Raw genomic sequence first — 23,688 nt, 5'->3', positions numbered from 1 at the left:
AGGGTCTGTATTAAAGATAACACAAACATGTCGTAACGATTTGATAACAACCCGAATCGCTAAAAGTGAGGAAGTACGGCGGGAGAAAAACAAAGCGCCCGGCGAGAGCCGGGCGCAGAGGAATCAGTGAGCAAGCATCCAGACAAGCTGACACCAGAACAAGGAGGAAACTGTAAATGCGCCAATCCATGACCAGTATTTGAGCGTGAGCTGATTATTCATACCTGTTATACCAATAATTAATACCGTTGATCGCTCTGGCGCTTGCCAGCGTTGTAAAGATTGCTGTGTGTAATTTTTCTCGCTGCGTTAACAACGAGAACAGATAAATTTAAGATAAATTAAATTCTTGTTTTTTATTATCAACGCCAATTAGCGTTTATTGTTTTTGTGATCTTCTTCCGCAAATAAAGCGATAAAATCTTGTTGCTCTTTTGTTAGCTTCCAACCCGCAGGACGAGTCGTGAAACCCCCTTTCGGGTCGTTTTGGTGCCTGTCATCTGGTTGACATATTGGCGAACGAGTGAAAGCCTGCTGTTGTAAAGCCATGCTTAACCCCAAAACGTCCATACCAGAAGCGCAATCCCAATCCAGAACAGGGTTGAGATGCCGAACACCGCCAGCCACGCTTTACGCTTAAGATCAGGATCTCTTTGCGATTCGTCGCTTTCAGATGGCATTGCTAACCTCGTACAATCGACATTGCTTATCATATAGGCACCAAACAATTGGTAGAAGTAATCATCAGTTGAGATAAATCCTAAATAAAATCTAGCCAAAAATCCAGCACCTTTACGATCATTTTTGGAGAAAATATTCAATCTTTTGACGTGAAATAAATTATTGAAGTTGTGAATTTGCGTACCGGGAGATTATTTCCTACTTTTGTCGTGACGAGACGACACCTTACCCGCACGCTTAATAAGGAAAAGCGCGATAATAGTTTCACTTAGTGCGAATGATTATGTTTTTAATTTGAATAAAAGCAGGAAAACAGGCGTACCTTTGCACCAGTGGAAAGGTACGCTCGGGATTATTTGGCGGGTAATTTGATATCTTTAAACATTGCTTCAATATCTTCATTCGAGCGCAAGGCCACGGCAGCATCGACCACATCACGTGTCAGATGCGGCGCGAAACGCTGAATAAAATCATACATGTAGCTGCGCAAAAACGTACTGCGGCGAAAACCGATTTTCGTGGTGCTGTGGCTGAAAATATCGTGAGCGTCGAGGCGCACCAGGTCCGGATCAGAGACCGGATCCACCGCCATGCTGGCAATCACTCCCACCCCTAAGCCTAGCCGCACATAGGTTTTAATCACATCTGCATCGGTAGCCGTGAATACAATGCGTGGCGTCAGCCCCGCGCGGTTAAAAGCGGTGTCGAGTTCAGAACGGCCCGTAAAGCCAAAGGTGTAAGTCACCAGCGGATATTGCGCCAGCTCCTCAATATTCACGCTCTCTTTAGACGCAAGCGGATGATCGGGCGTCACGACGATAGAGCGGTTCCAGTGATAGCACGGCAGCATCACCAGATCGTCATAGAGATGCAGCGCTTCAGTGGCGATAGCAAAATCGGCGTTGCCTTTGGAGACGGCCTCAGCAATCTGCGTTGGCGAGCCCTGATGCATATGCAGCGAGACGCGCGGGTAACGCTCAATAAACCCTTTAATTACGCCTGGGAGCGCGTAACGCGCCTGCGTGTGCGTTGTAGCAACGTAGAGCGAGCCTTTATCCGGCCAGGTATGTTCCCCTGCCACGGATTTAATGGCGTCCACTTTAGAAAGCACCTCGCGGGCGATACGTATAATCTCCTGACCTGCCGGCGTCACCTGCGTCAGATGTTTGCCGCTACGGGCGAAAATCTGAATCCCCAGCTCATCTTCCAGCATACGCACCTGCTTACTGATGCCAGGCTGGGACGTATAAAGCCCTTCCGCTGTGGAAGAAACATTCAGGTTATGGTTCACCACCTCAACGATATAGCGCAACTGCTGTAGTTTCATGACCGACCATCCAGAATCAGAGACGCCTGGGACTCAGGCTTAAGACGATTTGATAATAAGAAAGGAAGATACTATAACCACGCAGTCATTTATAGCTTCTGTGTATAGATCATCAAAAAAAATAATAAGGTTGTTATAAAAAGAAAAAGGCCAGCTTGCGCTGGCCCTGATGTCAGATGGCGTCAGGCTTATTTTTTGCCTTCTGTCCATTTCCCGTCAACGTAAAACGCAGACCAGCCGGTCGCTTTGCCGTCTTTTTCGGACGCCACATACTGCTGTTTCGTTTTACGGCTGAAACGCACGACAGCCGGGTTCCCTTCCGGATCCTGCGCAGGCGCATCGGCCAGGTAACGCAGTTTTTCCGGCAGGCGATCGGAAAAGCGCTGCAGCTCTTCCACCAGCGGCGCGCGAGTTTCACGCGATTTCGGGAAAGTATTGGCGGCAAGGAACACGCCAGCCGCGCCATCGCGCAGCACAAAATACGCGTCTGACTTCTCGCACGGCAGCTCCGGCAGCGGTACCGGATCTTCCTTCGGCGGCGCTACTTCGCCGTTACGCAGGATCTTACGGGTATTCTTACACTCCTCGTTGGTGCACGCCATGTACTTACCGAAACGCCCCATTTTCAGGTGCATTTCAGAGCCGCACTTCTCGCACTCCACGACCGGTCCGTCATACCCTTTGATACGAAACTCGCCCTCTTCGACTTCATAGCCGTCACAGGTCGGGTTGTTGCCGCAGACATGCAGTTTGCGCTTCGGATCGATAAGGTAGCTGTCCATCGCCGTGCCGCATTTCTGGCAGCGACGTTTGGCGCGCAGCGCGTTGGTTTCCGCGTCGTCGCCCTCCAGCACGTTCAGCACTTCGTTTTCCGGCACCAGGTTAATGGTGGTTTTGCAGCGCTCTTTCGGTGAAAGCGCATAGCCGGAACAGCCAAGGAACACGCCGGTGCTTGCGGTGCGGATACCCATCGGACGACCACAGGTCGGGCAATCGATACTGGTCAGCACCATCTGGTTCGGGCGCATACCGCCTTCTTCAGGATCTTTTTCCGCCGTATCGAGCTGCTTGGTGAAATCTTCGAAGAAGGTGTCCAGCACCGCGCGCCATTCGGCTTCGTGGTTAGCCACCTGATCGAGCGAGTCTTCCATCTGCGCGGTGAAATCGAAATTCATCAGCTCCGGGAAATTCTCTTCCAGTCGGTCGGTGACGATTTCGCCCATTTTTTCCGCATAGAAACGGCGGTTTTCCACACGCACATAACCACGGTCCTGAATCGTCGAGATGATGGACGCATAGGTGGAAGGACGGCCGATACCGCGTTTTTCGAGCTCCTTAACCAGAGACGCTTCGCTGAAACGCGCTGGCGGCTTGGTAAAGTGCTGTGCAGGCGTCAGTTCCAGCAGCGACAGTTTATCGCCCTGATTCACGGCTGGCAGCGTGCGGTCTTCATCGCCCTTACGCAGCGCCGGCATGACTTTCGTCCAGCCGTCAAAGCGCAGAATACGGCCGCGCGCTTTAAGGCGGAAATCGCCCGCCGCGACGGTCAGCGTTGTGGAATCGTACTGCGCTGGCGTCATCTGACAGGCGACAAACTGGCGCCAGATCAGCTGATAGAGCTTCTGCGCGTCGTTTTCCATATCCTTCAACGACTCCGCCAGTACGGAAACGTCCGAAGGACGAATCGCCTCGTGCGCTTCCTGGGAATTCTCTTTGCTGGCGTACTGGTTCGGGTTTTCCGGCAGGTATTTCTTACCGAACTGCTCGCCGATGTAACCGCGCACCATGCTTACCGCGTCCTGACTCAGGTTGGTGGAGTCCGTACGCATATAAGTGATGTAACCCGCTTCATACAGTCGCTGGGCCATCATCATGGTTTTCTTCACGCCAAAGCCAAGGCGGGTGCTTGCCGCCTGCTGGAGCGTGGAGGTAATAAAAGGCGCGCCCGGTTTACTGCTGGTCGGCTTATCTTCACGCTCGACAATCTGATAGCTGGCCGCCTTGAGCAGCGCCACCGCCGCTTCGGTATCCTGACGGTTTACCGGGCGGAACGGTTTATCTTTATGGTGCGTGACCTGAACGCTGAGCTGATCGCTTTTCGGCGTGCTCAGCAGCGCATCCACTTCCCAGAACTCTTCCGGCACAAACGCTTTGATCTCACGCTCGCGCTCCACAACCAGACGCACCGCAACGGACTGTACGCGGCCAGCGGACAGCCCACGGGCGATTTTCTTCCACAGCAGCGGAGAGACCATATACCCCACAACGCGGTCCATAAAACGACGCGCCTGCTGGGCGTTAACGCGATCGATATTCAGCTCGCCCGGCTTTTCAAACGCCTGACGAATCGCATTTTTGGTGATTTCGTTAAACACAACGCGGCTGTAGCGCGTTTCGTCGCCGCCGATAACCTCCCGCAGGTGCCAGGCGATGGCTTCCCCTTCGCGGTCAAGGTCGGTTGCGAGATAGATGTGGTCAGCTTTTTCAGCCAGCGATTTCAGTTCGGAAACCACTTTTTCTTTACCGGGCAGCACTTCATATTGCGCTTCCCAGTTGTGCCACGGGTCAACGCCCATGCGGTTGACTAACGCGCCACGTTCATCTTTTTTGACTTTTTTGGTCGTTTTAGTCGCGGCAGATTCAGCGCTTTTTTTAGGGGCGGAGCCACTGGTCGGCAGATCCCGGATGTGACCGACGCTGGATTTCACCACGTAGTCTTTACCGAGATATTTGTTGATCGTTTTGGCTTTTGCCGGGGACTCAACGATGACGAGAGCTTTACCCATATTCACCTTTACCTGATTTGATTCTTCCAGAATACGTCGCACGTTGATTCACCGTCTCTGGTGACAAGCCTCGTATATTGTGGCCGCCCCAAAGGTTATCAACCCCTTAATCCCTCACCCGGTGCGGTATACGCCATGACAGGTGGTTGAGTCGTCAGGTTTTATCGTGCAAATGCGCTACAGCACGACGGAAGTTCGGTCGAATGTCAAGCAATTCTGTTGCCAGATTTGCGAAAGCGTCACACTCTACCTGATAAAATTCGTTACGCAACTTTATTAGCATGCAAAAGTGATTAACGCCACCACCGGGCCTTATGGAAAACCCCTTTGAACAGCATGGAAAATTTGCTCATCATGCCCGGCGAGTCGTACACTACCCGCCTGTTTGTAAGGAGATGATTATGCAAGAGATGACTCAACCGATAGACCGCGCTTCTCTGCTGGCGCAGGCCAATAAAATGATCCGTGAACATGAAGACTATATTGTCGGCATGGAGGCCACTGACGTTGAGCAAAAAAATGGTGTGCTCATCTTTCGCGGCGAATATTTTATGGATGAGCAAGGGTTGCCGACCGCCAAAACCACGGCTGTCTTTAATATGTTTAAATATCTGGCCCACCAGCTTTCCGAAAAATATCACCTGCAGCCCTGAGCGCGGCGACCGCATCAATAACGCATCCGCCATCCGGCCAGAAAAAAGCGAGGTTATAAACCTCGCTTTTTATTTGGCTCAGAGCAGCGGTTTTTGACCGCGCTGCCACCAGCGTAGCAGCAGACGATCGACGCTTTGCGCCGCGCTGCCGGTGAAGCGGTCCATCAGGCGTTTACGCTGCATGTAGCGCAGGCTCACTACTTCCCGCTCCTGCATACGGGCGATAATAAGATCGTCACTGGTGCTTATCTCATCCACCAGGCCTTTTTCCTGCGCCTGCACGCCGTACCAGTGTTCGCCAGTCGCGACGGCGTCAATATCCAGTGACGGGCGCATACTGTGAACAAACCCCTTAAAAAGCTGGTGCGTCTCGTTGAGATCTTCGCGGAATTTCTCGCGCCCCTCTTCGGTGTTTTCACCAAGCAGCGTCAGGGTACGTTTGTACTGCCCTGCGGTATGCAGTTCGATATCAATATCGTTGCGTTTCAACAGCCGGTTAAAGTTTGGGATCTGCGCTACCACGCCAATAGAGCCGATAATAGCGAACGGCGCCGCTACAATCTTATTCGCCACGCAGGCCATCATATACCCGCCGCTGGCGGCGACTTTATCCACCGCGACCGTAAGCGGGATCTGGCGCTCACGCAGGCGTTGCAGCTGAGAGGCGGCGAGCCCGTAACCATGCACCACGCCGCCGGGGCTTTCAAGGCGCAGCAGCACTTCATCTTCAGGTTTCGCCACAGCCAGCACCGCCGTCACCTCTTCACGCAGCGCGCTCACTTCATGAGCGTCGATGCTGCCTTTAAAATCGAGCACGTAAAGCGTCGGTTTACCCGCTGGCACCGCTTCACCGCGTTTCGCGCGCGCTTTGGCGGCCTTCGCCTCCTGCTTGTTTTTCTTTTTCTGGTTCTTATGCCACTGCTTGTGCTGATGAGGGTCAAGCAGCGCAGCGCCGACCTCCTCCTTCATCTCTTTATACTCTTCGCCAAGGCGCGTTACGCGCAGCTCACCGCGTTGCGCTTTTTTGCGCTGCGTCAGGTTGGCGATAAGCGCGATAACAATGGCAATCGCCACCACCACCGTGACGATTTTTGCTAAAAACAGCCCATACTCTGCAAATAAATTCACTTCTCCACCTTTATATTCAGGCATGACTCGGCCGTTAGTGTAACTGAGCCCCGCTCCGGCGTCTTGTAACAAAGCGAAACTGTGCGAGACGTCTCGATGAAGATTTCTTTAACGATGAAACAGTTGCAAATAAGGGGCGTACGGCATAACCGTCCGGCCGCCTGATTGAAATACGTGAAGGATTAAGGCATAAAGCGTTTTTACCTGATACGAAGCGAAACCAGGCAGCACGCCGTTTCGCCCCCAGCAAGGAGTGACCCGTGCACTATCAACCTCAACGCGATCTGCTGCAAAACCGAATCATTCTGGTCACCGGCGCCAGCGACGGTATTGGCCGCGAGGCAGCGCTGACCTACGCGCGCTACGGCGCGCATGTCCTGCTGCTTGGCCGCAGCGAAGAGAAACTTCGCGATGTCGTTCGTGAAATCGACAATGAGGGGCTGGCACCGGCGCACTGGTTTACCCTTGATTACGCCACCGCGACGCCCGAGGAGTGCCAGCGCCTCGCGCAGGCTATTGGCGAACACGTGCCTCGCCTCGACGGCGTGCTGCATAATGCGGGCGTGCTTGGTGACATTGTTCCGATGGATAAGCAAAACCCGGCGGTCTGGAGCGAGGTCATGCAGGTGAATGTTAACGTCACCTTCTTTTTAACTCAGGCGCTGCTGCCGCTGCTGCTCAAATCAGAAGCGGGTTCGCTGGTCTTTACCACTTCAAGCGTCGGCCGTCAGGGGCGCGCGAACTGGGGCGCCTACGCCGTCTCGAAATTCGCGACCGAGGGCATGATGCAGGTGCTGGCGGAAGAGTATCAAAGTCGCCATTTGCGGGTGAACTGCATCAACCCAGGCGGTACCCGTACCAAAATGCGCGCCAGCGCCTTCCCGACGGAAGATCCGCAAAAACTGAAAACGCCTGCCGATCTGATGCCGCTCTACCTGTGGCTGATGGGCGACGACAGCCGCCGCAAAACCGGCATCAGCTTTGACGCCCAGCCGGGCCGCAAACCGGGGATAGCGGAATGAGCGATGAACGTTACCAGCAGCGCCAGCAGCGTGTGAAAGAGAAAGTCGAGGCGCGCGTCGCCGCAGCACAGGAAGAGCGCGGCATCGTTATCGTCTTTACCGGCAACGGCAAGGGCAAAACGACAGCGGCGTTCGGCACCGCCACGCGCGCGGTAGGGCACGGGAAAAAAGCGGCGGTGGTGCAGTTTATTAAGGGCGACTGGCCGAACGGCGAGCGCAATTTACTGGAGCCGCACGGCGTGGAATTTCAGGTGATGGCGACCGGTTTTACCTGGGACACACAGAACCGCGAGAGCGACACCGCGGCCTGTCAGGCCGTCTGGCAGCATGGCAAGCGGATGCTGGCCGACGCCTCGCTCGATCTCGTTATCCTCGATGAGCTCACCTATATGGTCGCTTACGACTATCTGGCGCTGGAAGAGGTGCTGACGGCGCTGCGCGAACGCCCGGCGCATCAGACCGTCATTATTACCGGGCGCGGCTGTCATCGCGATATCCTGGAATACGCCGATACGGTAAGCGAGCTGCGCCCCGTAAAGCACGCGTTTGACGCAGGCATTAAGGCTCAGATGGGAATTGATTATTAACAGCGCCTCATCAACGCCGCCATAAAAAAACGCCCTCATCAGAGGGCGTTTTTGTTAGTTTCCGCGACCACCGCCGGAGCGACGGTTGCCGCCGCCAGGACGACCGCCGCCGGTCGGGCGTGCCGCGCCGCCAGCGCGAGCGTTACCGCCCGCACGCGCATTACCGCCGGAACGCGGCGCGTTGCCACTACGGGTATTTTCCGTCGGGCGAGCGCTGCCTGTCGCGCGCGCAGCACCGCCAGCGCGCGGCGCGTTGCCGCTACGGGTGTTTTCCGCCGGACGTGCATTGCCTGTCGGACGCGCTGCGCCCGCCTGCCCCTGACGAGCAGGCGCGCCCTGACGCGCGCCGCTGCCTGCCGTCTGGCTGTGACGCTTCACGGCGCGACGGATCTGGTTCGCCTTCATACGGCGACGGTCTTTTTCGACCGCCACTTTGCTCGCGGTTTCCGGCGGGAGCCCAACCAGTTCACGCAGGTAGTTCGTCTGCGCCAGATCAAGCTCCGTCCAGCCGCCGCGCGGCAGGCCTTTCGGCAGCGGGATATCGCCGTAACGTACGCGAATAAGACGGCTCACCTGCACGCCGACCGCTTCCCAGAGACGACGCACTTCGCGGTTGCGTCCTTCGGTCAGCGTCACGTTATACCACTGGTTAATGCCTTCGCCGCCGCTAAAGCGAATGGTTTTGAACGCCGCCGGGCCATCTTCAAGCTGAACGCCGCGCGCCAGCTCGCGAACTTTCGCGTCATCGACCTGACCGAAGACGCGCACCGCGTACTCGCGCTCCACTTCCTGGCTCGGGTGCATCAGGCGATTCGCCAGCTCACCGTCGGTGGTAAACAGCAGCAGGCCGCAGGTATTGACGTCAAGACGCCCTACCGCAATCCAGCGCGCGCCGCGCAGTTTCGGCAGACGATCAAAAACGGTCGGACGGCCTTCCGGATCGCTGCGCGTACACAGCTCGCCTTCCGGTTTGTAATAGGCCAGCACGCGGCAGATCTGCTCAACGGATTCTTTCACCGAGATCAGATGGCCATCGATACGGATTTTCAGCGCAGGCGTGACGTCAACGCGATCGCCTAAGGTGGCGATTTTGCCATCGACACTGACGCGACCGGCTTCGATCATGGCTTCGATTTCACGGCGGGAGCCATGACCGGCTCGCGCCAGCACTTTCTGTAACTTTTCGCTCATGGAGCTTCCTTCAGGTGTCGCCTTCCCAGGCGTCGAACAGGATAATCGGGCCGGGGCGCGCCAGCGTCTGGCCGCACCCCATGTTATACCGCCCAATTTTAGGTCGCGTAGTATAGCGGTTAGCACTCTTACAGGAAAGGCTTAACGTCCCCTACGCCTTCACGCAGCACGACCGGCGCGTCATCAGTCAGATCGACCACCGTGGTGGGCTGCTGACCGAGATAACCGCCGTGAATAATCAGGTCGACCTGCTTTTCAAGACGGTCTTTGATTTCATCCGGATCGGACTCGGTAAAATCGCTGCCCGGCAGCATCAGCGAGGTCGACAGCATCGGTTCGTCCAGCGCCTCCAGCAGCGCCAGCGCTATCGGGTTGGACGGCACGCGCAACCCGATGGTTTTACGTTTCTCCTGCAGCAGGCGGCGCGGCACCTCTTTTGTGCCTTTGAGGATAAACGTGTAGTTGCCCGGCGTGTTGTTTTTGATAAGACGAAACGCCACGTTGTCGACATACGAATAGGTAGAAAGCTCCGAAAGGTCGCGGCACATCAGGGTAAAGTTGTGGCCGTCCGGCAGGTCGCGGATCCGGCAGATGCGCTCCATCGCGCCTTTATCTTCAAGCTTGCAGCCGAGCGCATAGCCGGAATCGGTCGGATAAACAATCACGCCGCCCTTACGCACAATCTCCACCGCCTGTTTGATAAGACGCGGCTGCGGGTTATCGGGATGGATATAGAAAAACTGACTCATACTGCCCCCTCTTTACTCAATTCCGGCGACCAGCGGTGCCAGACGGGCATTAACCCCTCCGGTAGCCACAGCCTGCGTCCCAGTTCGATCCACGGGCACGGCTGATGGAAATCTGACCCCTGCGACGCCAGCAGACCAAACTGCACCGCGTAGCTCGCCAGCTGGTTGCGCTCGTTGGGCGCCTGCTGGCACTGGGCCACTTCCATCGCGTCGCCGCCCGCTTGCGCAAAAGCGCTCAACAGGCGCTTTAGCCATTTCGCGCTGAGCTGATAACGCCCCGGATGCGCGACGACCGCTTGTCCGCCAGAATGATGAATGACATCAATAGCTTGTTCTATTGTACACCACTGAGGCGGAACATAGCCGGTTTTCCCGCGCGCCAGATAGTGCTTAAAGACGTCTGCCATATTATTGGCGCGCCCGTCTTCAATGAGAAAGCGCGCGAAATGCCCGCGCGTAACGACGCCGCCGTCCGCCAGACGACGTGCGCCCTCCAGCGCCCCCGGGATACGCGCCTTCTCCAGACGCTCGGCTATCCTCTCCGCGCGCTGCGTACGCCGCCGGGCCTGCTCTTCCAGAAACGCGATCATCGCCGGATGCGCGATGTCGATACCCAGACCGACGATATGAATTTCATGGTTTTCCCAGAGCGTAGAGATTTCCACGCCGTCGATAAGCCGCAGCGCCAGCCCGGCGCGGGCGATTTCCTGATGCGCGGCGGGCAGCCCGGCGGTGGTGTCGTGATCGGTAATAGCCAGCGTATGGATGCCCATCTCAACGGCGCGATGCACCAGTTGCTCCGGCGTCAACAGGCCGTCTGACGCGGTGGTATGGCTGTGCAGGTCGTAAATATTCGCTAATTCAGGTTCGCTCAAAACGGCTCCAGTGGCTAAGGTCTTTTATATCGTCCTGTTCATCATAACGGTTTGCGCAAATTATCAAAAATCAGTGTTGACAATCTCGCCATGAACCAGTTAACTAGTACGCAAGTTCACACAAAGAAGGTATCTGCAAATGACTCATCATTTCTCTCTGCATGGCTGGTGGCGTACCTCCTGATCACGGGCGGTGTATTCACGTATGCGTAAGCAATCAGATACCAGGCCCGCTCACCGCGGGCTTTTTTTTGAACACAAAACAGAGATGCAGACCATGCAAACAGACAAACCGGCACTCGAACTGCTCACCTGCGACGGCCTTTATCGCGAAAACCCGACCGCCGTCTTCCACCAGCTGTGCGGCGCGCGTCCTGCGACGCTGCTGCTGGAATCCGCTGATATCGACAGCAAGGACGATTTGAAAAGCCTGCTTCTGGTCGACAGCGCCTTGCGCATTACCGCCAACGGTGACACTGTCACGATGGAAGCGCTGAGCGCCAATGGCGCGTCGCTGCTCGCCTTACTGGACAAGGCGCTGCCGGAGACGATTACCGTTGAATCGCGCCCGCAGGGCCGCACGCTGCGCTTCCCGCCGGTAAGCGCGCTGCTGGATGAAGACGCGCGCCTCTGTTCGCTGTCGGTGTTCGACGCGTTCCGCCTGTTGCAGGCGCTGGTCACCCTGCCGGACGCCGAGCGCGAGGCGATGTTCTTCGGCGGGCTGTTCGCCTATGACCTGGTCGCCGGTTTTGAGGATTTGCCGCCGCTCACGCAGACCAACAGCTGCCCGGATTACTGTTTTTACCTCGCCGAAACCCTGCTGATTATCGACCACCAGACGCGCACCACGCGCATTCAGGCGAGCCTCTTTACGCCAGATGCCGCGGAAAAAGCGCGTCTCAGCCAGCGCCTTGCGCAAATTCAGCTGCAACTGCAGGAGCCGCCCGCGCCGCTGCCGGTTGAAACGGTGCCGCAGATGCGCTGCGAATGCAGCCAGAGCGATGAAGAGTACGGCGCGGTAGTGCGTGAGATGCAAAAGGCGATTCGCGCCGGGGAGATTTTCCAGGTGGTGCCGTCGCGCCGCTTCAGCCTGCCCTGCCCCTCGCCGCTCGCGGCCTACGACACGCTGAAAAAGAGCAACCCGAGCCCCTATATGTTTTTCATGCAGGACAGCGAGTTCGCGCTGTTCGGCGCCTCGCCGGAAAGCTCGCTGAAATATGACGGCGTCTCGCGCCAGATTGAGATTTACCCCATTGCCGGCACCCGCCCGCGTGGACGCCGTGCGGACGGCTCGCTGGACCGTGACCTCGACAGCCGCATCGAACTTGAAATGCGCACCGACCATAAAGAACTCTCCGAACACCTGATGCTGGTGGATCTGGCGCGCAACGATCTGGCGCGCATCTGTACGCCGGGCAGTCGTTACGTGGCGGATTTAACCAAAGTGGACCGCTACTCGTTTGTGATGCATCTGGTCTCCCGCGTAGTGGGCGAACTGCGCCGCGATCTCGACGTGCTGCACGCCTACCGCGCCTGCATGAATATGGGCACGCTGAGCGGCGCGCCGAAAGTGCGCGCGATGCAGCTTATCGCGGGCGCGGAAGGTCAGCGTCGCGGCAGCTACGGCGGCGCGGTGGGCTATTTCACCGGCCACGGCGATCTCGACACCTGCATCGTTATTCGCTCCGCCTGGGTGGAGAACGGTATTGCCACGGTGCAGGCGGGCGCGGGGGTGGTGCTTGACTCTGTCCCGCAATCTGAAGCTGACGAAACCCGTAACAAAGCCCGCGCGGTACTGCGCGCCATCGCCGCTGCCCATCACGCACAGGAGACTTTCTGATGGCCGACATTCTGCTGCTCGATAATATCGACTCTTTTACTTACAACCTGGCGGACCAGCTGCGCGCAAACGGCCATAACGTGGTTATCTACCGCAACCATATTCCGGCGCAGACGCTGATTGAGCGTCTCGCCACCATGCACAACCCGGTGCTGATGCTCTCCCCCGGCCCTGGCGCGCCGTCAGAGGCGGGTTGCATGCCGGAGCTGTTAACCCGCCTGCGCGGCAAACTGCCGATTATCGGCATCTGCCTCGGCCATCAGGCTATCGTCGAAGCCTACGGCGGTTATGTCGGCCAGGCGGGAGAAATCCTGCACGGCAAGGCGTCGAGCATTGAACACGACGGCCAGGCGATGTTCAGCGGGCTGATGAATCCGCTCCCGGTGGCGCGCTATCACTCGCTAGTGGGCAGCGATATTCCCGCAGGGCTGACGGTCAATGCGCAGTTCAACGGCATGGTGATGGCGGTGCGTCACGATGCCGACCGCGTCTGCGGCTTTCAGTTTCACCCGGAGTCGATTCTCACCACCCAGGGCGCCCGCCTGCTGGAGCAGACGCTCGCCTGGGCGCTGACCCGCGCCGAGCAGCAAAACAGCGTTCAGCCGATTCTGGAAAAACTCTATCAGGCCGAGGTGTTGAGCCGTGAAGAGAGCCATCAGCTGTTCAGCGCCGTGGTCCGCGGCGAGCTGAAACCCGAACAGCTGGCCGCCGCGCTGGTAAGCATGAAAGTGCGCGGCGAGCATCCGGTGGAAATCGCCGGCGCCGCCAGCGCGCTGCTGGAAAACGCCGCGCCGTTCCCGCGCCCGGATTACGCGTTTGCCGATATCGTCGGCACCGGCGGCGACGGCAGTAACAGCATTAATATCTCTACCGCCAGCGCGTTTGTGGCGGCCGCGGTGGGCCTGAAAGTAGCAAAACACGGCAACCGCAGCGTCTCCAGCCGTTCCGGCTCGTCGGATCTGCTGGCCGCGTTCGGCATTAATCTGGAGATGAAAGCCGAGGCCTCGCGCCAGGCGCTGGATGAGCTGGGCGTCTGCTTTCTGTTCGCGCCGAAATACCACACCGGCTTTCGTCACGCTATGCCAGTGCGCCAGCAGCTCAAAACCCGCACGCTGTTTAACGTGCTCGGGCCGCTGATTAACCCGGCGCATCCGCCGCTGGCGCTGATTGGCGTCTACAGCCCGGAGCTGGTGCTGCCCATCGCCGAAACCCTGCGTGTGCTGGGCTATCAGCGCGCGGCGGTGGTGCACAGCGGCGGGATGGATGAAGTGTCGCTGCACGCGCCGACGCAGGTCGCGGAGCTGCGCGATGGCGAGATCCACAGCTATCAGCTTACCGCTGCCGATTTTGGCCTTGAGCCTTATGAGCAGGCAGAGCTTGCGGGCGGCACGCCGGAAGTAAACCGTGACATTCTCAGCCGCCTGTTACAAGGTAAAGGCGAGCGCGCGCACGAAGCCGCCGTGGCCGCCAACGTCGCCATGCTGATGCGTCTGCACGGCGAAGAGGATTTACAGGCCAACGCACGTAAAGTGCTTGAGGTACTGCGCAGCGGCGCCCCTTACGACCGCGTTACCGCACTGGCAGCAAGAGGATAAGAGATGGAAACCGTTTTAGCGAAAATCGTCGCTGATAAAGCGCTCTGGGTGGAAGCCCGCAAGGCACAACAGCCGCTGGCGAGCTTTCAGAATGATGTCGTACCGAGCACGCGCCGTTTTTATGACGCGCTGCAGGGCGCCCGCACCGCTTTTATCCTGGAGTGTAAAAAAGCCTCTCCGTCAAAAGGCGTGATCCGTGAAGACTTCGACCCGGCGCGCATCGCGGCCGTCTACAAGCATCACGCCTCAGCGATTTCCGTCCTGACCGACGAGAAATATTTTCAGGGCAGCTTTGACTTCCTGCCCCTGGTCAGCGCGATCGCCCCGCAGCCGGTGTTGTGCAAAGATTTTATTATCGACCCGTACCAGATTTATCTGGCGCGCTTTTATCAGGCGGACGCCTGCCTGCTGATGCTCTCGGTGCTGGACGACGACCAGTATCGCCAGCTTGCGGCTGTGGCACACAGCCTGAGCATGGGCGTTCTGACTGAAGTGAGTAATGAAGAGGAGCTGGAGCGCGCCATTCGCCTTGAGGCGAAAGTGGTCGGCATTAACAACCGCGACCTGCGCGACCTCTCTATCGACTTAAACCGCACCCGCGAACTGGCGCCGCGTTTGGGTCATGGCGTGACGGTGATCAGCGAGTCCGGTATTCATACTTACGGCCAGGTCCGCGAGCTGAGCCGTTTCGCCAATGGTTTCCTGATAGGCTCGGCGCTGATGGAGCATGACGATTTGGAAACCGCGGTGCGCCAGGTGCTGCTGGGCGAAAACAAAGTTTGCGGGCTGACCCGTGCACAGGACGCGCAGAGCGCCTGGGAGGCGGGCGCGGTGTTCGGCGGGCTGATTTTTGTGGCCTCCTCGCCACGCGCCATTACCGATGACCAGGCTCGCGCGGTGATTGACGCAGCCCCGCTGCGCTATGTCGGCGTATTCCGCGACGCGCCGCTGGATGACGTGGTAACAAAAGCGCAGCAGCTCGCGCTTAGCGCCGTACAGCTTCACGGCGATGAAGATCAAACCTATATCAGCGCCCTGCGCGCCAGCCTGCCGGAAACAACGGCTATCTGGAAAGCGCAAAGCGTCAGCCACGCGCTCCCGGCCCGCAATCTGCAATACGTCGACCGTTACGTGCTGGACAACGGTCAGGGCGGCAGCGGTGCGCGTTTCGACTGGTCGCTGCTCGAAGGGCAACCGCTTGATAATGTAATGCTGGCGGGCGGACTTGGCGCGGATAATTGCGTGCAGGCCGCACAGCTCGGCTGCGCGGGACTCGATTTCAACTCCGGGGTGGAGAGCGCGCCGGGCATCAAAGACAGCGACAAGCTGGCGGCGGTATTCAGAACCCTGCGGGCTTACTAAAGGAAGATGACGATGAGCACACTGTTAAACCCCTATTTTGGCGAATTCGGCGGCATGTATGTGCCGCAGATCCTGATGCCTGCGCTGCGCCAGCTGGAAGAGGCGTTTGTCAGCGCCCAGAGCGATGCGGAATTCCAGGCGCAGTTTACCGACTTGCTGAAAAACTACGCCGGTCGCCCGACAGCGCTGACCAAATGTCAGAACCTTACCGAAGGCACCCGCACCACGCTGTATCTCAAGCGTGAAGACCTGCTGCACGGCGGCGCGCATAAAACCAACCAGGTACTTGGCCAGGCGTTACTGGCCAAACGCATGGGTAAAACCGAAATTATCGCCGAAACCGGCGCGGGTCAGCATGGCGTGGCGTCAGCGCTGGCAAGCGCCCTGCTCGGCCTGAAGTGCCGCATTTATATGGGCGCGAAAGATGTGGAGCGCCAGTCGCCGAACGTGTTTCGCATGAAGCTGATGGGCGCCGAAGTGATCCCGGTCTACAGCGGCTCCGCGACGCTGAAAGACGCGTGCAACGAGGCGCTGCGCGACTGGTCTGGCAGCTATGACCGCGCGCATTATATGCTCGGCACCGCCGCAGGCCCGCATCCGTTCCCGACCATCGTGCGCGAATTCCAGCGCATGATCGGCGAAGAGACGCGCGCGCAGATCATGGAAAAAGAAGGCCGCCTGCCGGATGCCGTGATCGCCTGCGTCGGCGGCGGCTCCAACGCCATCGGCATGTTCGCTGACTTTATTAACGACACTAACGTGGGCCTGATTGGCGTCGAGCCTGCCGGTCACGGTATCGAAACCGGCGAGCACGGCGCGCCGCTCAAGCACGGGCGCGTGGGGATCTATTTCGGCATGAAGGCGCCGATGATGCAGACCGACGATGGCCAGATTGAAGAGTCTTACTCGATCTCCGCCGGTCTCGATTTCCCGTCCGTCGGCCCGCAGCATGCGTACCTCAACAGCACCGGACGCGCGGAATATGTGTCGATTACCGATGATGAGGCGCTGGAAGCGTTCAAGACGCTGTGCCGTCAGGAAGGAATTATCCCGGCGCTGGAGTCGTCGCACGCCCTCGCCCACGCGCTGAAAATGATGCGCGCTGACCCGGAAAAAGAGCAGTTGCTGGTCGTCAACCTCTCCGGGCGCGGCGATAAAGATATCTTCACCGTTCACGATATTTTCAAAGCACGAGGGGAAATGTAATGGAGCGTTATCAGCAGCTGTTTGACCGCCTGACAGCCCGTAAGGAAGGCGCGTTTGTTCCCTTTGTGACCCTGGGCGACCCGTCGCCGGAGCAGTCGCTGCAGATTATCGACGCGCTGGTGGAAGGCGGCGCCGACGCGCTGGAGCTCGGTATTCCGTTCTCCGATCCGCTGGCAGACGGCCCCACCATACAGAGCGCGACGCTGCGCGCGTTCGCCTCAGGCACCACGCCCGATCAGTGTTTCGAGATGCTGGCGGCGGTGCGCCAGAAATACCCGGATCTGCCCATAGGGCTTCTGATGTACGCTAATCTGGTATTCAGTCGCGGCATTGATGAGTTCTACGCCCGCTGTGCGGCGGTGGGTGTCGATTCCGTGCTGGTGGCCGACGTGCCGGTAGAAGAATCGGCGCCGTTTCGCCAGGCCGCGATGCGCCACAACGTCGCGCCAATTTTTATCTGCCCGCCAAACGCGGATGACGATCTGCTGCGCCAGATTGCCTCTTATGGACGTGGCTACACCTATTTGCTGTCGCGCGCGGGCGTGACAGGCGCCGAAAATCGCGCCGCGCTGCCGCTGAATCATCTGATTGCGAAACTCACCGAGTACCACGCCGCGCCGCCATTACAGGGCTTCGGGATCTCCGAGCCTGCGCAGGTGAAAGCCGCTATCGAGGCCGGAGCCGCAGGCGCTATCTCCGGCTCGGCGATCGTGAAGATCATTGAGAATAACCTCAACGATCGTGCCGCCATGCTGGACGCGCTGAAAACATTTGTTCGCGATCTGAAAGCCGGTAGTTTGCCCGCATAACCCCTTGCGTTAAAAAAAGCGCGAGCGATCGCGCTTTTTAATTTCCCCCAATATCAGGGACATCCCGCTTTTCATTCACAAATTTTCATGCGAGTCCAGCGACACGATCGGTTTTTGAGCAAAATCTTAAGGCACGCGTCGCATTCCTGACCAAAACTTATTCTCATGACAACGAAGCCCGGCAGCAAACGCAGCACGTTTGCCCGCCCGCCGCGAAGGAGACGGCAGGTTTCGGTGACCAGAGCGTTGTTGGAGCCACCCACTACGGCACAGAAGCCGCCCCGGCAGGATGACCGGCGGAAAGCGTGGCAACTGACTTCAGACCATAAACCGCGTGAAAACGTAACGCGCAATCGCAGCCGGAACCGTCTGGCTGGATTACGGGAAAGGGTGGAGGTGAAGATGATTAACCAGCATATGATGAATAAAGCTCGCCGTGCAGCACGTGAAGCGTTAACCAAACGAAACGCCCGCAAATGGGATGAAGCTAACCGCATTATGCGTCAGGCTGCCGCCAGCGCATTCCACTGAGAGGCCGCAGAGGCTGATAATATTGACAGCGGCGACGCACGCCAGGCCGGTTTATCCATTCAGCCGGCGGGAATAAAAAAACCAACCCCTTGAGGTTGGTTTTTTTATTGGCGAAAGCGCATCTCGAAGGCGCGCGGTATCAGAAGCGATAGCCCGCCGAGAACATGAACACCCACGGGTCGAGGCGGGTATCGATATTCTGTTGCTGACCGCCCGCTTTGAATTTGACGGTGGTGTCGATGTCCATGTACCAGACAGACATGTTAATCAGCCAGTCTTTGTTCACCATGTAATCCAGCCCCACCTGACCGGCGGCTCCCCAGGAGTCGTCAACGCTCAGATCGCTCAGACCGCTTTTTTTACCGGTATCGTTAAAATCTTCATCAAAGAACGTGGTGTAGTTGATGCCTGCACCGATATAAGGGCGCAGCTTGCTTTGCGAATCGCCGAAATACCACTGCGCCATGAGGGTTGGCGGCAATTGATGCACGGTCGCAAGATCGCCGGTCGGGCCCAGGCCGACTTTATGACGAAATGGCGTCGCCGCCAGCAGCTCCACGCCGATATTGTCGGTCGCCATATACGTGAACGTCAGGCCGAGCTGAGTGTTGTTATTTACCTTAAAGCCGCCCATGCCCAGCACGTTGTCAGACCCCTCTGACGGACGCACGGTCGCCGTACCGGCGCGCATAAAGAAATCCCCCGCTTCATGCGCTGAAGCCATACCCGAAAAACAACCCGCTACCGCCATCGCCACGATAAGTTTTTTCATTCCCGTTTCCCTTCTGAGGTTTTATTTGCGGGGTGAATATACTCACTACGGGTTAAGAAGTGATCCAACACAGATCACATTCGGCCAGCTAATTTAACATTCATTGATCTGAATTAATTTCCGCTCATCTTACGGCTTCGATGAATTTGATTTCAGGTCAATTTTCGCCGTTCTGAACGTCAAAAATATTCCCCATCCTCCCTCTTGAAAGTCGTCACGGGGGTGGATAATTTAACGTCTTCACAATATTGAAACGATGCGTTGTTTAGTTGCAGGTGAATGATGAGCGATCTCAACCCGTGCATGACGTGCGGAGCCTGTTGTGCTTATTTTCGTGTCTCTTTCTACTGGGCCGAGGCGGATGACGCCGGCGGTCTTGTCCCGGCTTCCCTTACCGAGCCGCTCACCCCCTTTTTGCGCTGCATGAGCGGCACCAACCAGAAACAGAGCCGCTGCGTGGCGCTGGAAGGCACGCCCGGCGAGGCGGTACGCTGCACAATTTATGAAAACCGGCCGTCGCCGTGTCGGGAATTTGCGATGTCCGGCGAAGGCGGCGTGGTGAACGAGGCGTGTAATCGCGCCCGCGCCCGCTATGGCCTGCCCCCGCTTCCTGACAATTCCTTACCTGTAGCGCCCCTTTACAGCGCTGCCACTGCGCCATCATCCAGGGTACAATTGCCGGCGGAATAACATCTGCCAACCCAAGGAGAGTGCATGTCTATCACGGCAAAATCCGTTTACCGTGACACGGGTAATTTTTTCCGCAATCAGCTGGTGACCATCCTGCTGATTGCGCTGCTTTGCGCCTTTATTTCTATGATCCTCGGTCGCGCCTTCACGCCGGACGCGGATCAACTGGCAATGCTGAGCGAGGGTGATGCGCTGAGCAACAGTGCCAGCCTGTTTGAGCTGGTGCAAAATATGACGCCGGAACAGCAGCAGGTGCTGCTGAAAGCCTCCGCTGCCTCGACGTTTTCCGGCATGTTCGGCAATACACTGTTGGTGGGCGGCGTTCTGCTGCTGATCCAGGCGGTCTCCGCCGGACAGAGCGTCAGCGCGCTGCGCGCGATTGGCGCCGCCGCACCGCTGCTGCCTCGCTTATTCATCCTGATCTTCCTGACCACCTTTCTGGTGCAGATGGGTATTATGCTGGTGGTGGTGCCGGGCGTGATCCTTGCGATTTTACTGTCGCTGGCGCCAGTGATGATGGCGCAGGATAAAGCGGGCATTTTCGGTTCGATGCGCAGCAGTATGCGGCTTGCGTGGCGCAATATGCGCCTGGTGGCGCCTGCTGTGCTGCTGTGGTTGCTGGCCCGTACCGCCCTGCTGCTGTTTACGCCTGCCTTTGCCGCGCTGACGCCGCAAATCGGCGCGGTGGTTGCCGGCACTTTCAGCAACCTGCTGACGGCGCTGCTGCTCATTTATTTATTCCGGTTATATATGCTTATCCGGGAATGACCCTTTTGCCCACGGGCGGTGGTCGCACGTGGGCCTTCTGATGGAACCGATGTATGAAGCAGTTACTCGATTTTTTGCCGCTGATTGTTTTTTTTGTCGTCTATAAATTGCATGACATTTTCTGGGCGACCGCGGCGCTGATCGTCGCCACTGCGCTGGCGGTTATCTACAGCTGGTATAAATACCGCAAGGTCGAAAAAATGACGCTGGTGACCTTCGTGCTGGTCGCGGTATTCGGCGGGCTGACTATCTATTTCCACAATGCGGAGTTTATTAAGTGGAAAGTGACCATTATTTACGCCCTGTTTGCGGGTGCGTTGCTGATTGGGCAGTGGGTGATGAAAAAGCCGCTGATCCAGAGCATGTTGGGTAAAGAGATAACCCTGCCCGCGCAGGCGTGGTCGCGCCTCAATCTCGCCTGGGCGATGTTTTTCATCTTCTGCGGCCTGTTGAATATCTATGTCGCCTTCTGGCTGCCGGAGGCGGTTTGGATGAATTTTAAAGTATTTGGCATTCCGGGCCTGACGCTGGTATTTACCCTGCTGAGCGGCGTTTACATCTACCGTCACATGCCGCAGGAAGAAAAATAACGCTTCCCGGTACGCCAAATATGCAACGCCCCCGCGGTCATTCCCCGGGGGCTTTTTTATGCGCGTTTTTCCAGACTGGCTATCTTCCCGTTTTCACTATGCGCTTCTTTATTACGCGCACACATTTAGAGCAAATGTGGAGAAATCATGGAGATTCCCCTCAACCTGTTGTAATGATAATTGTTATCATTATCATGCCGTTTTGCGATAACATTTCTACACAAAATGGAATAATTGATAATGTTTGAAAAAAAGCATGACATTCGCAAGCCACTGGCGCTGGCGGTGGCCTCACTTCTCGGGAGCGGAGCCTGGGCCGCGCAGGCGGCGGATGTGGACGACGGCGATGTAATGGTCGTTCAGGCCACCGCAGAGCAGGCGCTGAAGCAGCAGCCCGGCGTTTCTGTTATTACCGCGGATGACATCGAAAAAGACCCGCCGGTCAACGACCTTTCAGACATTATTCGCAAAATGCCCGGCGTTAACCTGACCGGCAACAGCGCCAGCGGCAGCCGCGGCAATAACCGCCAGATTGACATTCGCGGCATGGGCCCGGAAAACACATTAATTCTGGTCGATGGTGTCCCGGTTACCTCACGTAACGCCGTGCGCTACAGCTGGCGTGGTGAGCGCGATACACGAGGCGACACCAACTGGGTGCCTGCCGAGATGGTGGAGCGCATCGAAGTGCTGCGCGGCCCTGCGGCGGCGCGTTACGGCAGCGGCGCGGCAGGCGGCGTGGTAAATATCATCACCAAACGCCCGACCAACGACTGGCACGGCTCGCTCTCACTTTTCACCAACCAGCCTGAAAATGACAAAGAAGGCGCTACCCGACGCGCCAACTTCAGCCTGAGCGGCCCACTGGCAGGCGACGCGCTGACCATGCGCCTTTACGGCAATCTGAACAAAACCGATGCCGACGATTACGACATCAACACTGCGCAGAATGGCTCTTACGCCGCCGGGCGCGAAGGGGTGCGCAATAAAGATATCAACAGCGTGGTTTCCTGGAAGATAACGCCGGAGCAGATCCTGGATTTTGAATACGGCTACAGCCGCCAGGGCAACATCTACGCGGGCGACACCCAGAACAGTAACAGCAATGTCAGCCCTGACGGTCTCGTCCCTTCGCTCTACGGCCACGAAACCAACCGGATGTATCGCCAGAGCTACGGCATTACCCATAACGGCATCTGGGACTGGGGCCAGTCGAAAACCGGCTTCTATTACGAAAAAACCAACAATACGCGTCTTCAGGAAGGGACGACGGGCCGCGTCGAAGGCATGATCACCGATGAGAAATACAGCACCAGCCGGCTCGAAAACTATCGCGCCAGCAGCGAAATCAACGTGCCGCTGAGTCTGCTGGTGGATCAGACCATGACGCTGGGTGCGGAATGGGATCGTGAAGAGCTCAACGACCCGGCATCCATGCAGGCGACCAACGTCAATAACACCACAATTGGCGACGTTTCCGGCGACGCGTCCTCGCGCAGCAGTAAAAACAGCGCGACCCTCGGTGCCGTCTATTTTGAAGACAATATCGATGTCCTGCCCGGTACCGTCGTCATCCCCGGGCTGCGTTACGACCATCATAACCAGTTCGGCGGCAACTGGAGCCCAAGCCTCAACCTCTCCCAGGAGCTGGGCGATAATGTGAAGCTGAAGGCTGGTATCGCCCGCGCGTTTAAAGCACCGAACCTCTATCAGTCGAGCAAAGGCTACCTGCTCTCCACGCGCGGCAACGGCTGTCCGATTGGCGTGAGCGGCAGCTGCTATCTGCTCGGCAATGAAGATCTGAAGCCGGAAATCAGCATCAACAAAGAGATCGGTCTGGAATTCACCAAAGAGGGTTTTGACGCAGGGATCACCTGGTTCCGTAACGACTACCAGAACAAGATAGTCTCAGGCGACAAGGTGATTGGCTACGCATCCAATGGCAACAATATCCTTCGCTGGGAAAACGGCGGTAAAGCCGTAGTGGAAGGCCTCGAAGGCAATCTGACTATTCCGGTGCTGAAAGACGCGCTGAACTGGCGCACCAACGCCACTTATATGATCAAATCGGAAACCAAAAAGAACGGCAATCCGCTGTCGGTTATCCCGAAATATACCGTCAACACTATGCTCGACTGGCAGGTGAACGACAAAATTTCCACTAATCTCAACTGGACGTTCTATGGCCGTCAGAAGCCGCGTCAGGCGGCAGAAATTCGCCTTGAGGATGGCGGCAACCTTTCCCACAAGGAAGTTGGCGCGTACTCCATTGTCGGCGTGGGCGTGAACTATGCGCTGACCAAAAATCTGCGTCTGAACGGCGGCGTCAGCAACCTGTTCGATAAAACGCTGTATCGTGAAAACGAAGGCGCTTCCACATACAACGAACCGGGCCGCGCCTACTACGCGGGCGTCACGATGACCTTCTGAAAGGTAACGGGGAGGCACGCCTCCCCTTTTCGCTGTCACAAGATAGCACCTGTTCCTGCCTGCTTTTCCCGCCTTCACCCTGTCGCTGCCAGTGGT

The 23,688-nt window shown here is 57.3% G+C and carries 22 protein-coding genes, 1 pseudogene and 1 other annotated feature; of the genes and pseudogenes, 13 read left to right on the top strand and 10 right to left on the bottom strand.

Annotation, left to right across the window (positions count from 1 at the left end; all coding sequences use genetic code 11):
- Positions 1–123 precede the first annotated feature (123 nt).
- From ymiC to topA, 5 genes are all read right to left on the bottom strand, one after another.
- Positions 124–222: a small membrane protein YmiC gene (ymiC, locus tag AFK63_RS21615; protein WP_225318182.1), complete on the bottom strand. Its 99-nt coding sequence runs from the start codon at positions 220–222 to the stop codon at positions 124–126.
- A 150-nt stretch (positions 223–372) separates the two neighbouring features.
- A complete protein-coding gene (locus AFK63_RS21405) occupies positions 373–549 on the bottom strand; it encodes a hypothetical protein (RefSeq protein WP_155884331.1) in 177 nt (58 codons plus the stop codon).
- A 2-nt stretch (positions 550–551) separates the two neighbouring features.
- The gene (locus AFK63_RS20305; protein WP_007723879.1) at positions 552–680 is read right to left on the bottom strand and encodes a YmiA family putative membrane protein; all 129 of its coding nucleotides are present in this window, start codon (positions 678–680) and stop codon (positions 552–554) included.
- Positions 681–1,033: 353 nt separating this feature from the next.
- Complete coding sequence (gene cysB, locus AFK63_RS07580; protein ID WP_004387670.1) at positions 1,034–2,008, bottom strand: HTH-type transcriptional regulator CysB; 975 nt, start codon at positions 2,006–2,008, stop codon at positions 1,034–1,036.
- 188 nt (positions 2,009–2,196) lie between these two features.
- Complete coding sequence (gene topA / locus AFK63_RS07575) at positions 2,197–4,794, bottom strand: type I DNA topoisomerase (protein ID WP_038862609.1); 2,598 nt, start codon at positions 4,792–4,794, stop codon at positions 2,197–2,199.
- 401 nt (positions 4,795–5,195) lie between these two features.
- Here topA and AFK63_RS07570 point away from each other — a divergent pair, with 401 nt between their 5' ends.
- Complete coding sequence (locus AFK63_RS07570) at positions 5,196–5,447, top strand: YciN family protein (RefSeq protein WP_038862608.1); 252 nt, start codon at positions 5,196–5,198, stop codon at positions 5,445–5,447.
- A gap of 78 nt (positions 5,448–5,525) precedes the next feature.
- Here AFK63_RS07570 and sohB read toward each other — a convergent pair whose 3' ends face one another.
- Complete coding sequence (gene sohB, locus AFK63_RS07565) at positions 5,526–6,575, bottom strand: protease SohB (RefSeq protein ID WP_038862797.1); 1,050 nt, start codon at positions 6,573–6,575, stop codon at positions 5,526–5,528.
- Between the two features lie 260 nt (positions 6,576–6,835).
- On the opposite strand from sohB, the gene AFK63_RS07560 reads away from it, so the two are divergent.
- Together AFK63_RS07560 and cobO are read left to right on the top strand one after the other, a co-directional pair.
- On the top strand, positions 6,836–7,597 hold the full coding sequence (locus tag AFK63_RS07560) for a YciK family oxidoreductase (RefSeq protein WP_038862606.1): 762 nt from the start codon (positions 6,836–6,838) through the stop codon (positions 7,595–7,597).
- Entirely contained in the window at positions 7,594–8,184 is a 591-nt protein-coding gene (cobO, locus tag AFK63_RS07555; protein WP_038862605.1) for a cob(I)yrinic acid a,c-diamide adenosyltransferase, read from the top strand. Before AFK63_RS07560 ends, cobO begins: the two co-directional genes overlap by 4 nt.
- A 315-nt stretch (positions 8,185–8,499) precedes the next feature.
- Here the strand turns inward: cobO and rluB are convergent.
- From rluB to rnm, 3 genes and pseudogenes are all read right to left on the bottom strand, one after another.
- Positions 8,500–9,375 (bottom strand): annotated as a pseudogene (gene rluB, locus AFK63_RS07550) (23S rRNA pseudouridine(2605) synthase RluB); the annotation flags it as partial.
- Positions 9,376–9,503: 128 nt separating this feature from the next.
- Complete coding sequence (locus tag AFK63_RS07545; protein WP_007723912.1) at positions 9,504–10,124, bottom strand: L-threonylcarbamoyladenylate synthase; 621 nt, start codon at positions 10,122–10,124, stop codon at positions 9,504–9,506.
- Complete coding sequence (gene rnm, locus AFK63_RS07540) at positions 10,121–10,999, bottom strand: RNase RNM (RefSeq protein WP_038862602.1); 879 nt, start codon at positions 10,997–10,999, stop codon at positions 10,121–10,123. Before rnm ends, AFK63_RS07545 begins: the two co-directional genes overlap by 4 nt.
- A 160-nt stretch (positions 11,000–11,159) precedes the next feature.
- Positions 11,160–11,252, top strand: a sequence feature (Trp leader region).
- A 24-nt stretch (positions 11,253–11,276) separates the two neighbouring features.
- Here rnm and AFK63_RS07535 point away from each other — a divergent pair.
- From AFK63_RS07535 to AFK63_RS21720, 6 genes are all read left to right on the top strand, one after another.
- Positions 11,277–12,839 (top strand): anthranilate synthase component 1, encoded by a 1,563-nt coding sequence (locus AFK63_RS07535; RefSeq protein ID WP_038862796.1) that lies wholly within the window; start codon positions 11,277–11,279, stop codon positions 12,837–12,839.
- Entirely contained in the window at positions 12,839–14,434 is a 1,596-nt protein-coding gene (trpD, locus tag AFK63_RS07530) for a bifunctional anthranilate synthase glutamate amidotransferase component TrpG/anthranilate phosphoribosyltransferase TrpD (protein WP_038862601.1), read from the top strand. The genes AFK63_RS07535 and trpD overlap by 1 nt, the downstream gene beginning before the upstream one ends.
- Positions 14,435–14,437: 3 nt before the next feature.
- Positions 14,438–15,796: a bifunctional indole-3-glycerol-phosphate synthase TrpC/phosphoribosylanthranilate isomerase TrpF gene (gene trpCF / locus AFK63_RS21195; RefSeq protein ID WP_038862599.1), complete on the top strand. Its 1,359-nt coding sequence runs from the start codon at positions 14,438–14,440 to the stop codon at positions 15,794–15,796.
- Between the two features lie 12 nt (positions 15,797–15,808).
- Positions 15,809–17,002: a tryptophan synthase subunit beta gene (trpB, locus tag AFK63_RS21190; RefSeq protein ID WP_038862598.1), complete on the top strand. Its 1,194-nt coding sequence runs from the start codon at positions 15,809–15,811 to the stop codon at positions 17,000–17,002.
- Positions 17,002–17,811, top strand: a complete 810-nt coding sequence (gene trpA / locus AFK63_RS07515; protein ID WP_038862594.1) for a tryptophan synthase subunit alpha — start codon at positions 17,002–17,004, stop codon at positions 17,809–17,811. The genes trpB and trpA overlap by 1 nt, the downstream gene beginning before the upstream one ends.
- A gap of 402 nt (positions 17,812–18,213) precedes the next feature.
- Positions 18,214–18,342, top strand: coding sequence for a hypothetical protein (locus tag AFK63_RS21720; protein WP_255485526.1), 129 nt, complete (start codon positions 18,214–18,216; stop codon positions 18,340–18,342).
- 139 nt (positions 18,343–18,481) lie between these two features.
- Here AFK63_RS21720 and ompW read toward each other — a convergent pair whose 3' ends face one another.
- A complete protein-coding gene (ompW, locus tag AFK63_RS07505) occupies positions 18,482–19,114 on the bottom strand; it encodes an outer membrane protein OmpW (protein ID WP_038862591.1) in 633 nt (210 codons plus the stop codon).
- 282 nt (positions 19,115–19,396) lie between these two features.
- Here ompW and AFK63_RS07500 point away from each other — a divergent pair, with 282 nt between their 5' ends.
- The 4 genes from AFK63_RS07500 (at position 19,397) to AFK63_RS07485 (ending at position 23,592) form a co-directional block, all read left to right on the top strand.
- The gene (locus AFK63_RS07500; protein ID WP_038862590.1) at positions 19,397–19,804 is read left to right on the top strand and encodes a YkgJ family cysteine cluster protein; all 408 of its coding nucleotides are present in this window, start codon (positions 19,397–19,399) and stop codon (positions 19,802–19,804) included.
- A 24-nt stretch (positions 19,805–19,828) separates the two neighbouring features.
- Complete coding sequence (locus tag AFK63_RS07495) at positions 19,829–20,572, top strand: YciC family protein (RefSeq protein WP_038862588.1); 744 nt, start codon at positions 19,829–19,831, stop codon at positions 20,570–20,572.
- Between the two features lie 53 nt (positions 20,573–20,625).
- Positions 20,626–21,162: a septation protein A gene (locus AFK63_RS07490; RefSeq protein ID WP_038862586.1), complete on the top strand. Its 537-nt coding sequence runs from the start codon at positions 20,626–20,628 to the stop codon at positions 21,160–21,162.
- A gap of 240 nt (positions 21,163–21,402) precedes the next feature.
- Positions 21,403–23,592, top strand: a complete 2,190-nt coding sequence (locus AFK63_RS07485; protein ID WP_038862585.1) for a TonB-dependent siderophore receptor — start codon at positions 21,403–21,405, stop codon at positions 23,590–23,592.
- Positions 23,593–23,688 lie beyond the last annotated feature (96 nt).

It is taken from the genome of Cronobacter muytjensii ATCC 51329 (assembly GCF_001277195.1).
In the GTDB taxonomy this organism is placed as follows: Bacteria; Pseudomonadota; Gammaproteobacteria; order Enterobacterales; family Enterobacteriaceae; genus Cronobacter; species Cronobacter muytjensii.
The sequence above is the reverse complement of the archived record's forward strand: the minus strand, read 5'-3'. Positions and strand labels throughout refer to the sequence as shown.